The organism is Paenibacillus sp. J22P218, from assembly GCF_056269195.1.
Genome location: NZ_JBWDNL010000008.1, coordinates 36209 through 48068 on the forward strand (window position 1 = coordinate 36209; position 11860 = coordinate 48068).

An 11860-nucleotide genomic window follows, 5' to 3' on the forward strand; every position below is an offset into this window, starting at 1 on the left:
TCGATTTAACTTGCATTCGCGTTCACATCCATTTGCGACATCGTATCTTTATAAGAGCGTTCCATTCTTGTTTTGAAAGCATCTGAAACCGACTTATTATCCTTGTAGCCTTCCGCAGGCAAAACTCTGTACGAGTATACGGAGCCGCCTTGCTCCTTATCCCGATACACCCATGTCGGAACATAATCGACCTTGCTAATGACCGTTTTGCCCGTCACGAGGTTTTTGCTGATCTCGAAACGAACAATGACGCCGTCCTCCGTGTACACATTATCGAGTGTCTCGGCCCGCTGATTGGATATGAAATTGCCCATTGAATAAATGACAAACGTTTGATCCAGCCATTCCGATCTTTGAATGACATGCGGGTGGCTGCCAAGAATTATTGCAACGCCGGAGTCGGCCAGCATCTGAGCCAGCTCTTCCTGCCTGCCGGACGGCTCGCGCTCATATTCATTGCCCCAGTGGATCGATGCAACGATAAGATCAGCTCCTTGAGCCTTCGCATATGCGATGTCTTCCTTCATCTTCTGCTCGTCCACGACATTGATCATGGCATCCAGCTCGTCCGCCGTAAGCATACTCTCGAGCCCATTGACATGCTCCGTATAGGATAAAAAAGCAAGCTTGATACCTTTAACTTCCTTCATCAGCACCCTCGATTCCGGCCGGCTCGCAAACGTACCGACGGTGTCCATAGCGTGATTGCGAATCGTGTCCAATGTTCGAATGACGCCGTCCTTACCTGTATCGAGACTATGATTGTTGGCGGTAGTCATTATGTCGAAACCCGCTTCCTGCAGCGCATCTACCGCTTCATCGGGCGAGTTGAAGCGCGGATATCCGGAGTAAGGATACTTCTCCTTGCCGGCTGTAGTCGTCTCGAAGTTCGCGATCGCGACATCCGCATCTTCTATGATCGGTTGCACCACTTCGAATACCGGCTTAAAATCATAGCTGCCTGCATCAACTAATGCGCTCTCTAGCTGCGTATTATGAAACATAATATCGCCGACGGCTGCAAGCTGAATCGTAATGTCGCCGGATTTTTCTTGCTCCGATTCCTGACCCTGCTCCACCACCGTCAACGCCTGCGGCTTCTTGCGTTCGCCATCGCCCTTGTCGGCGCCGACGATGCCCTCATATCCCTGTATCCAAACAACAGCGCCAACTGCCGCTCCGATGATTGCCAATGTGATTACTCCCGCTCCCAGCCTCTTCCTCCACTCCCCTCTTCTCCGTCTCATGATTGTTGCTCCTCATCCACATATTGCTCATAGGTCAGTCCGCTCTCGAACACCTTTGTCGCCAGCTCGATACCTAAGTACCGAATATGCCATGGTTCATAGATATAGCCGGTAATGTCTTCCTTGCCCTTCGGATATCTAATGATGAATCCATATTCGTGTGCATGGGCCGCTAACCATTTCCCTTCTTCCTTCTCGCCGAAATCTTCCGTCAGCTTGAGCGATACGCTTTCGCTCGTTACGTCCATCGCAAGTCCTGTTTGGTGCTCGCTTTGGCCTGCCTTCGCGCTATAACGATTCGCTGCTTCCTCTCCCGCCTGCTTGGCATAACCGGCGAACAGTGCCTCTTGCGTCTTGAAGGAGCGATAGCCCGAACGGGCATACAGCTTATGTCCTTCCTTCTCCGCCCCGGCGAACAATTGCTTAAGTGCCGCAGCCGGCTCCGCTCTCAGTTGATTCACTTCGGGATTCTCGAGTACCGTTGGCACCTCCACCTTCACCAAGTCTTCCGGCGCATCGGATTCTGCGAGTGGATGCTCCCGATTGACCAATGCCTTGATCGTCCAATCGTATACGACTTTGTCCGCTTCTATTACATCAGCCATTGTTTCTTTCAATGGCGTCTTCTTTGGTGGCAAGCTTTCGGCTTTTGTCTCGTTATCCCCTTGCAACTGCGCCTGTGCGTCGGCGTCTCGTCCGTCACATGCGGTCGACATCCATAGCGTAATGGCAACTAAGGCCGTTACGGCTGCAAGCTTCGTCCATCTCTTTCTTGTCATTGCCTACTCTCCTTATCTTCATCGGTGACATGCTGCTAGTGTAACGAAGCGGCATATTAGAAGTGAGATAGACTTGTAATGAAGTTGTAAAATATCAAAAAAACGCAAAAAAAAGAGACTGAAATCAGTCTCTTCTTCCTTACTTGGATATTTCGTACATTCGCTTGCCGATCCATAGCTGCAGGATGGTCATAATATCTTTGTAAAAGCCGACAACTTCGCCTGAGAGTGCGTTAATCAGCACACTTAACTCAACGACGTCACTGTCCTTTTTCTTATAGTACAATTCCGTCACATATCCGCTTAAATAGTAGCTGTCATCCCATTCCAGTGCGCTTTGCGTATAATCGCCCATCGTCTCGATGAATTGGTCTGCTATACCTACCATTTCCGTAATATCATATTTCTTCTTCTCGACGGATGACGTTGGACGTTTCTCTGCGTTCACTCTCGAGAGGCCGACAACTTCGCCATCCTTTGCGTTCATGACGACGCCGTACACATCCTCGGAATCGTATTTGTTAACGATCGTGGACATGTAGATGCCGTTAGCGACCTCGCCTAATTGCTCTTTATACTCAACTAGAAATCCCAGCTTCATTTTCATATCGTTCGTCGCATCCGCCAATACCGCTTTGATCTGCTGTTGATCCATAGAGGTCGTCTCGATCAATATATCGTCCACCGACAGATTATGGCCAAAATATTTGTTCACCGCATTGACGCTAAGCGTCTTGACGGACTCTTCCGAAAGCACGCCGTTATATTCCACCTCTTCGGCCGGTTTATCTTGATTGATTTTTTTGACCATGACGGTATTTTTCGGGATACTCGAGTAGAAGCTGCCGCATCCGGCGAGCAGCGTACCGAATATCGAAACAACGAGCAGAGTTGCGATCATTCTCATGTTCCGCTCACCTCGATTGCACGGTTTGGTTGCCCGAAAACAACCCGTATCGTTGTGCCTCGCCCAAGCTCGCTGGCCACTTCGATCACGCCATGATGAAGCTCCGCAATACTCCGGCAGATCGACAGCCCTAACCCCGCTCCATTGTTGTTCCTCGTTCGAGCTTTGTCCGCCATATAGAACGGCTCGAATATGTTAGCGATATGCTCCTCAGCAATTCCCTTACCCTCATCCGCGACTTCAAGCACGCATGTCTCTCCTTGCATTGCCGTACGGATCGTGACTCGTCCCTTCTCGTTTGACGCTTTGACCGCATTGTCCACTAGATTGAATATGATGACCTTAATCAAATCCTTCTCAGCCAGCAAAGGGCTATCTTCGCACAGCAGCTCAAGCTCGATCGCCTTCGCGCTGGCAATTAACCTAAGCGAAGATTCCATCTCCGCTACGATATCCTTCAAGTTGTCCGGCTTCATTAGCGGCTGTCTGTCGGTCAGCAGGATCAAATCCATCAGCTTCGTCGACAACGCCTCGAGCCTCTTGCCCTCATTGTAAATCACGTTAACCCCTTCAAGAAAAGCGGCCTCGTCGTATTTGGTCGTCCGCATATAATTGGCATATCCAATGATCGACGTTAACGGCGTCTTCAGTTCATGCGTAATATTGTTGATGAAACGCTGCTGCGCGCTATTGTTGCGCTCCAGCTCTATGATTTTATCCTCAACGACCGAGGCCATCTCATTGAAATTAGTCGCCAGTATGCCGATTTCATCACGGGATTTCAGCTGTACCCGCTCCGAGAACTGGCCTTGCGCGATCTCCTTGGCGGTCCGAACCATATTCTCGATCGGCTTGGTCAGCCCTTTGCTGATGAAGAACATCACGATCATGTAGAGCAAGCATGCGGCAATATCGATTTGGACGAATAAACGGTATTGCTCCACCCGTTCCGCATAAAGCGGCGAAACATCTTTGACGTAGGTGAATACATAGCTTTTCTGATTAATGTCCGTTACGTTCGTTGTGAAGAGCATAGTACGGCTGTCGATGTCTCTCAAAATATATTTGATCTCGTCCTGCTGCAGCCCCTTCTGTTCTTCGCGGTTTGCCGGCATGTCAAAGTCCAGGTTACTATAGATCGTTTTGTTCTGATCGCCCGCAATTTCAAGGTAGTTGCCTTGGCCGCTGTTCTTCTCCACGAACTCCTGAGCGATATTCGTAAGCACGGTTTTCTCGTAATCAATGGAATCGTAAATGCGCAGGATCGGAACGATCGCGTTCACGCTTGAGTTAATGCTCATGTTCGCGCTCAGCGTGTTGTTGATCTCCTGCAGCAGCATTTTGCTATGGTTTCGTTCGATGACCATGATGGAAGCCGCATTGAATATGACGATGAACGTAATAATAGAGAACAGACATATTTTCTGCCAAAATTTCATCGGCTAATCCTCCAGCCTGTAGCCGATCTTGTAGATCGTCTTAATATGCTCCTGCAGGCCGAGCTTCTTTCTTAACGACTTAATATGCATATCGACGGTTCTCGTCTCGCCGTAGAAATCGCCGCCCCACACCTTCTCGATAAACTGCTCCCGCGACAAGGCGATGTTCTTATTCCGGATCAGAACGATCAACAATTCATACTCCTTCGGCGTAAGCTCGGCAACCATATCGTGGGCCGTCACTTCACGCTTGTCCAGGTATACTCGGATATGGTGAAAGGCAATGATCGAATCCTCCTTGCCGTAACGCCTCAATACCGTTTCGATGCGCGCCAGCAGCTCGATCGCCTCGAAGGGCTTAACCATATAGTCGTCTGCTCCCAGCTTCAAGCCGCTTACCTTGTCGAACACCGATTCTCTAGCCGTTAAGAAAATAACCGGAATTTCCAGCGGCCTTATCTTCTCCATCAGCTCGAAGCCGTCCATACGCGGAATCATCACATCGAGCAGGATCAGGTCGAATTTGCCGCTGCGGATCGTCTCGAGCGCTTCAATGCCATCATACGCCTGTACAGTCTCATATCCGACGATCGTCAAATTCATCTTAATAATATTCGAAATCGAGCTATCATCCTCGACGATAAGTATTCGCTTATTCATTGCCTGTTCATGCCTCCCATTCACATCCCGCAAGCAATCGCTGCTGCACTCCCAACATAGCATAATTTCGCAGGAAAGAGAAAGAGCCGCCCCGCAAGCCTAATCGCTATAGGGACAGCCCATATGGTTAATCGGTGTTAGGATGCAGCCTGCTCGCCAACCAGCTTCCAGTCCGATTGGGTGTAATTGCCCATATGCCACAAGGACACGCCCTTCAGACCGTAATACTTCGCGAGCCATAGCTTCTTCGCTATACTTTGCGTATCTTCATAAAAGAGTTCATGACTGCTGCTCGTATCCGCGAAAGTCGCTTTGGTCACGAAATAAGGCATCGGCCATGAGATCTTCACTCCCGACATCGCCAGCCGCTTCTCTACATCCGCAATGGCTGGGCTGAGCGCAGATCCGGTAACGCCATTCGTCGTTACCCACTGATTCGCCTGCTTGGAGATACCTAGCACGAGCTTCTCCTTCGGTATAACCTTCAGCGCCGTGGCTACCGTATCGTTAACGAGCGGCAGCGGAGCCGAAGGAAGCTTGTCCGCGTCATGGGTGAAGTCGTAAGCCATCAGAATAACAGCATCAGCCAACTTGCCGATCGCCTTCAGATCATACCCTTTGTAATAATAGATCGGGGGCACAGCTACGGATACAGTATGCGAGCCTAACTGAGCCTTCAAGGCTTGCAGGAATCGTACGTAATCTGCCGCGCTTGCCGCATCCTTCAATCCTTCGAAATCGATGCTCACGCCGGTGAACGAGTAAGCCGGATCGTTCAAGGTCGCTACCAACGATTCGATAAAGGCAGCTTGTGCAGGCAGATCCTTTAAGAAGTCTGCCAGCTTGCTGTTGCCGTCTGCGAATACCATCAGCTCCTTCGAGAGCCCAGCTGCATCGGCCGCAGCAATGACTTCCTCGTAGCCGTTCGGGATGCGATTGACCGTCGCGCTCGTATTCAGCTTAGCCGTTCCCGCAGTGCTATACTCTAAGTGCGACCAACCGAAGATTACATTTGCGAGCTTGTCCATCTGATTGATCGCAGGATAAGATTGAACCGCATAATAGCCGGTAAAATCAACCTTCTGCTCGGATATCCGCTTGTCTATTAACCGGTAAATAACGGCTGCCGCCTGCTTGCGAATAAGCGGCTCAGCGGGCTTAAAGCTGGTTGAATCGCCTTCCATAATGCCGCGGTGCGCCGCATAGTATACATAAGGCTGTATGGAAGCCGTAATAGCGGAATGATCTTTGAAGGCTCTTGCATCCCGTTCCTTCTTCCACTCCGTGGACAACCATTGCTTCCTTGTCTCTTCCTTCTCCGACTCCAGCAGCGACTGCCCTACCAGCAACGCAACCTCTTGTCTCGTAATCGTCTTCGTTGGTTGGAACAAACCCTTGCTATCTAATAAACGATCGAGCCATCCACGCTCATAGGCAACCGAAATGAACGGCGCAGACCAACGATTTTTCGCCACATCGCCAGGTAGTCGGGACGCGGCAGCAGCGCTCGTATCCAATTGAGCCGCCATGATGAGCAGCTTAATGAACGCTTCCCTCGATAAGTCGGCTTCCGGTCGATAGGTTCGATCCTCATAACCGCTAATAATGCCCAGCGCCGATAACGTATAGATGGACTCCTTCGAATAATCATTTTTTTCGTCCTTGAAGGGCTGAAGCTGTACGTCATAGGCGAACGCTTGATTTGCGAACAGCAGTACAAATATAAAGACAAGCAGACTTGCTTTCCTAATCATGATAATCTCCTCTCTTAGGTACGACTCTATTATAAACGACCTAGAGAGGTTAATAGTTTCATATTCAAATGGCCAGAGGTAAACTTACTTCTCTTTACCTCCGTACATCAAGATTAAAGCAAGGATAAAGACAATAAGAACCAAGGACATCGTATTGGTGATCAAAAATGCATAACCAACGCCATCAAGCGCTAAGCTAACCGCATAGACCTCCATAAGTCCGATGCCGGCGAATAGCAGCCAGAACGTTTTCTGATTCAAGTCCTTCACCGATTTTGTACGAATGATTTGCACAATTTGCGGAATCCATCCGAACGAAAGAATGACGCCTCCGATAAGCTGAAACAGGGCAAAGAGCATACGATCCCCTCCAAATGAAGCTTATGCATCTATAACCCATTTCGTGACGAACGCCCGCCAAAACGAAACAAAACCGTGCAGCAGCAAGTAATCTGCAATCCGCACGGTTCTGGGTATTCGATTTAGGGACGCGTGGCGATGTCAACCACGGCAGCTCCTCTCCTCTATGAAAGAAACCTCCCGTTGGACCGTCTATCTGGATCGTTGTGACGGAGCCTAGTATACTCGATTGGTTAACGACCCTTCCCTCCGGACTTGCCTTCAACAAAAGCAGAACACATGATGCCACAAGAAAAATCAATTCCTAAATTACAAATAACCTACTTCTGTTTATGCAATATCGCGTAACCGTACGCAGGGAGCTCATAGCTCAATTGACCATGCGCAGTGACGACTTCTTTCCCTGACATGGCATCAGTCCATGCGTCCCTGGATACAGTGGTCCGTATGGTTGAAGCGGTCTGCGAACGATTAATAAGGATCACGAACAGATCCTGGTCGTCTCGACGCTCGTATATTAAATGCTGATCATTGTCCTGGTCAGATACAAAGGTTAGTGTTCCATCTTGCAGCGCAGCATATTGGTGACGCAAGGCGATGAGCCGCTTGAAAAACTGAAGCAAATCGCCGTTCTGCTTCTCCGGATCCCATTCCATACATTTGCGATTATCGGGATCATATCCTCCATCCATACCGATCTCATCGCCGTAATAGACACAAGGCGCGCCCGGGAACGTAAGCTGGAACAACGTTGCAAGCTTCAGCCGCTCTAGGCTGCCGCCGCATAACGTGAGCAAACGAACGGTATCATGACTGCCGAGCAAATTAAAGGCAACTTCATTTACTTGTCTCGAATAGCTGGTCAATTGCCCGCTGAGCCTATAAACGAGCTCCACTGAGCCAATTCGATCATGGGCAAAGAAGTCGAGGCACGCCTTCGTGAACGGATAATTCATGACCGCATCGAATTGATCGCCAAGCAGCCATGGCAATGAATCATTCATAATTTCCCCCAAAATATAGGCATCCGGATTAACAGCCTTTACCGTTTGGCGGAACTCTCTCCAGAAAGCATGATCCACCTCATTCGCTACATCGAGTCTCCAACCGTCGATTCCCACTTCTTCGATCCAATACTTTGCGACTTTCAGAAGATACGCTTTCACTTCTGCGTTCTCTGTATTCAACTTCGGCATGATCGGTTCAAAGGCGAAGGTATCGTACGACGGAAGGCCATCCTTCACGGTGAGTGGCCATTCGCGTATGTGGAACCAATCGGCGTAAGGGGAAGCGGCTCCCTTTTGCATGACATCGACAAAAGGTTCAAACGTGTGACCCGAGTGATTGAATACGGCGTCAAGCAAGATCCGTATTCCTCGTTCATGGCACGCTTTCACGAGCTGCTTCAACGTATCATTCGTGCCGAAATGCGGATCGACTTTCAAATAATCCTTCGTATCGTATTTATGGTTGGTCGTTCCTTCGAACACCGGATTCATATAAATCGCGTTAATGCCAAGCGCGCTCACATAATCAAGATGATCGATAATGCCTTGCAGATCGCCGCCAAAAAAATTATGAGGAGTTGGCTTGCCGCCCCATAGCTGCGTATCCTCAGGATCGTTGGACGGATCTCCGTTCGCGAACCGCTCCGGAAATATTTGATAAAACACGGCTTTCTTCACCCATGCCGGCGGCTTATGAACATCAGCAGGATTTAGGAACGGGAAATCGTACAAGCCTTCATAAAAAATGACCGGCGGTTCGTCAAAAAGGCCTTTCTCCGATAAGTAGACTGTTCTTTCACCATCATTCAAGGCAAAATAATAAGCCGCCCTGCGAAGCCTCGGCTGTATGGCAGCCTCCCAATAATCAAACTTACCGTCAGATACCCAATGAGCCATGGGTATACAATCATTAACATGCTCCCAGCTATATTTGTCGCCATAATAAAGAGTAATTTGTTTCATATCCGCTTTCTTCGTTCGAATTCGGATATGCAGGGTGCGATCATCATAAGCATAGGTCCAATTAAATTTGGAACGGTGGTAAATCGCCTCTTCATTCATACTCTTGTGCACTCTCCTTTGAATTGGGTAGATTAAGACAACGCAAAAAAGGGCCCAACCGCGTATACACGAGGTTGAACCCAAATGGTTACATTGCCTTTAATTTCCACAAATTTAACACAGGAATATCGTTACGTCAATCGTTTTTCTTATTTACTCGTTGCGCTTCGCTTGGCAAACCACTCTGACTTCGGCTTACGCGCTGGCCTCGCCTTAGATCCGTCAGACTTGGATGCTGCCGGCTTTGCATAGTTCGATTTGGATGCCGGCGGTCTGGCGCCAGCTGGTTTCGAAGCTTTTGGTTTAGCAGCTGCCGCTGCTGCCATCGCTGCTTTGGTAACAGGTCTATTCCGCATCGGATACGGATGCTCTTTAACTTCAGGAATGCTTTTGCCGATCAATTTCTCAATGTCCTTCAGATTCGAAAGCTCCTCCACTTCGCAGAAGGAGATCGCGATCCCGCTGTTTCCAGCTCTGCCTGTACGGCCGATACGATGCACGTAGGTTTCTGGAATTTCGGGAAGGTTGAAGTTGAATACATGAGAAAGCTCGTCCACATCTATGCCCCGTGCAGCGATATCCGTTGCCACGAGTACTCGCGTTGCGCCATTTTTGAAGTTTCTTAACGCATTCTGGCGATCGTTTTGCGACTTATTGCCATGAATGGCTTGTGCCGTAATTCCTGCGTGAGATAGATCTCGCGTAACGCGGTCGGCGCCGCGTTTCGTCCGAGTAAATACGAGCGCCGAAGCAATCGTTTTATCTTGCAGCAAGTCGTTCAATAACGCTTGTTTTTTCCCGTTTTCCAACAAATAAATCGATTGCTCTATTCGATCAACCGTAGAGGAAACCGGCGTGATTTCGACTTTCACCGGATTAATGAGTATCGATTTAATCATTTTCGATATTTCTGGCGGCATCGTTGCCGAGAAGAAAAGGGTTTGCTTCTTACTAGGCATTTTGGCAATAATTCGTTTCACATCATGGATAAAGCCCATATCGAGCATCCGGTCAGCTTCATCAAGCACCAAGATTTGAACATGCTGCAGATCAATACGTTTTTGATTAATAAGATCGATGAGTCGGCCCGGCGTTGCGATAATAATATCCGCCCCTTGATTAAGCGCCCGCTCCTGCTGTTTCTGCGATACGCCGCCAACGATGGCACAACAGCGTATATCGGTATACTGGCTATACGCCTTTATGTTGTCGGCAATCTGAATTGCCAGCTCTCTCGTCGGCGTCAAAATCAAGGATCGAATGCGGCGTCCCGTATTCGAGCTAGGCTTCTGCTGGCTTAACAGCTGAATAATCGGCAAAGAAAACGCCGCTGTCTTTCCTGTGCCCGTCTGAGCACAACCAAGTAAATCTCGGCCTTCCAGTACAGCCGGAATCGACTGTTCCTGAATCGGTGTTGGCGCTGTATAATTCTCTTTGCTTAAAGCCTTGAGGATCAAGGGTGAAAGGTTTAAATCGTTAAATGTCATATTGTCTCCTTAGTTATACTTGCCTATATTAGTCACGCAAGCAACAATAAATATCCGTTGTAGCGGTCTCCACTAACCGTTTCATTACGTCATAACATACAAGTATAGCACAGTGCAGACACTATAAGGTCAAAAAACGAAAAAACCGCTCAGCAGCATGCTTCGCGGTCTTAGTTCTCATATAAAAAACCTATAATGGCTGTACGCTGAATGTCGTTACCAGTTTGTGCGCGGCCCTTGAATGGAATCCGTAGCGCGGTCAATATCGTTCATCATATCTTTAATGCGATTCAGCCCTTGCTCAAGCTGCTTCTGATGGGAATCGAGACGGTGAGCAAGCGATCTGATTTGCACTTGAGTCGGAGCTTGCGGAGCATTCGATAGCTCGATCAGCTCTTTCTCCAAGGCATCGATACCAATCAAACCTGTTCCGAGCATTTCGATGCCGAACTTGGCTTTGTCAGCAAGATGGTCGATTCTTAGCGCGGTTTCCTTCGCTTGCTGGTTTCCCCATCCACCCATGTAGTTGTTCTGGCCAACCGGCGGTGTGTAATCGCTCATTATGACGAACCTCCTTATTTCTGATATTTATCAGTGATCTCGTCAATCTTATTCGTCAGCTTGTCGATTTCGTCCGTCAAGCTATCGATTTCGTTCGTCAGCTTGTCAACATCCTTGATGTTGCGTTGAACTTCGTCGATATTTCCTGTTGCAGCGATCACTTTGGACATGACCTCTTGTGCAATGGAAGTAACAAGAACCTGAACATGGTCAGGAGCGTTCTGTCCCACTTGACCGACCAGCCTGTCGATCAGCGGTTTTACTTGAGACAATGTCGTCGCGGCGTTCGTTAATTCACGGCCGCAAGAGTTGAGCTCGGAGTCGATTTTGTCAGCGACACGGTCAATCTTGGATTGTGTAATCTGATCAATTTCTCTAACTACTTTATCGATATCATTCGCCATTTCACGTACTGCGCCTTTTCCTACTAACATGGACTACTCCTCCAGTTTGTTGACAAATTCTTGAATCACCTCTAATTATAAGGGAGAAGACCTTGCTCTTCAATCCAAATAAGGGAAATCACATCTTTTATTTAGGAGGTTAATTAAGCGGCGGCATACAAGAAAATTAAGGGGCGCAACCTATTCCAGGCCC

At 48.6% G+C, this 11860-nt stretch carries 11 protein-coding genes; all 11 read right to left on the minus strand.

Annotated elements, in window-relative coordinates:
• Positions 1-5 precede the first annotated feature (5 nt).
• Positions 6-1247, minus strand: a complete 1242-nt coding sequence (locus AC0YN0_RS27640) for a CapA family protein (protein WP_475824170.1) — start codon at positions 1245-1247, stop codon at positions 6-8.
• Positions 1244-2026 (minus strand): M15 family metallopeptidase, encoded by a 783-nt coding sequence (locus tag AC0YN0_RS27645; protein ID WP_475824171.1) that lies wholly within the window; start codon positions 2024-2026, stop codon positions 1244-1246. Before AC0YN0_RS27645 ends, AC0YN0_RS27640 begins: the two co-directional genes overlap by 4 nt.
• A 139-nt stretch (positions 2027-2165) precedes the next feature.
• Complete coding sequence (locus AC0YN0_RS27650; protein WP_475824172.1) at positions 2166-2933, minus strand: hypothetical protein; 768 nt, start codon at positions 2931-2933, stop codon at positions 2166-2168.
• Entirely contained in the window at positions 2930-4372 is a 1443-nt protein-coding gene (locus AC0YN0_RS27655; RefSeq protein WP_475824173.1) for a sensor histidine kinase, read from the minus strand. Before AC0YN0_RS27655 ends, AC0YN0_RS27650 begins: the two co-directional genes overlap by 4 nt.
• A gap of 3 nt (positions 4373-4375) precedes the next feature.
• Entirely contained in the window at positions 4376-5032 is a 657-nt protein-coding gene (locus tag AC0YN0_RS27660; RefSeq protein WP_475824174.1) for a response regulator transcription factor, read from the minus strand.
• 137 nt (positions 5033-5169) lie between these two features.
• The gene (locus AC0YN0_RS27665) at positions 5170-6786 is read right to left on the minus strand and encodes a glycosyl hydrolase family 18 protein (RefSeq protein WP_475824175.1); all 1617 of its coding nucleotides are present in this window, start codon (positions 6784-6786) and stop codon (positions 5170-5172) included.
• Positions 6787-6870: 84 nt separating this feature from the next.
• Positions 6871-7146 (minus strand): PQ-loop domain-containing transporter, encoded by a 276-nt coding sequence (locus AC0YN0_RS27670; RefSeq protein WP_475824176.1) that lies wholly within the window; start codon positions 7144-7146, stop codon positions 6871-6873.
• A gap of 320 nt (positions 7147-7466) precedes the next feature.
• Positions 7467-9215 (minus strand): alpha-glycosidase, encoded by a 1749-nt coding sequence (locus AC0YN0_RS27675; RefSeq protein WP_475824177.1) that lies wholly within the window; start codon positions 9213-9215, stop codon positions 7467-7469.
• Positions 9216-9364: 149 nt separating this feature from the next.
• Positions 9365-10702 (minus strand): DEAD/DEAH box helicase, encoded by a 1338-nt coding sequence (locus AC0YN0_RS27680; protein ID WP_475824178.1) that lies wholly within the window; start codon positions 10700-10702, stop codon positions 9365-9367.
• A gap of 216 nt (positions 10703-10918) precedes the next feature.
• Positions 10919-11263: a hypothetical protein gene (locus tag AC0YN0_RS27685; protein ID WP_442051440.1), complete on the minus strand. Its 345-nt coding sequence runs from the start codon at positions 11261-11263 to the stop codon at positions 10919-10921.
• Positions 11264-11277: 14 nt separating this feature from the next.
• Positions 11278-11697 carry a hypothetical protein gene (locus AC0YN0_RS27690; protein ID WP_442051441.1) on the minus strand — a complete coding sequence of 140 codons (420 nt, stop codon included), beginning with the start codon at positions 11695-11697 and terminating at the stop codon, positions 11278-11280.
• Between the last annotated feature and the right edge of the window lie 163 nt (positions 11698-11860).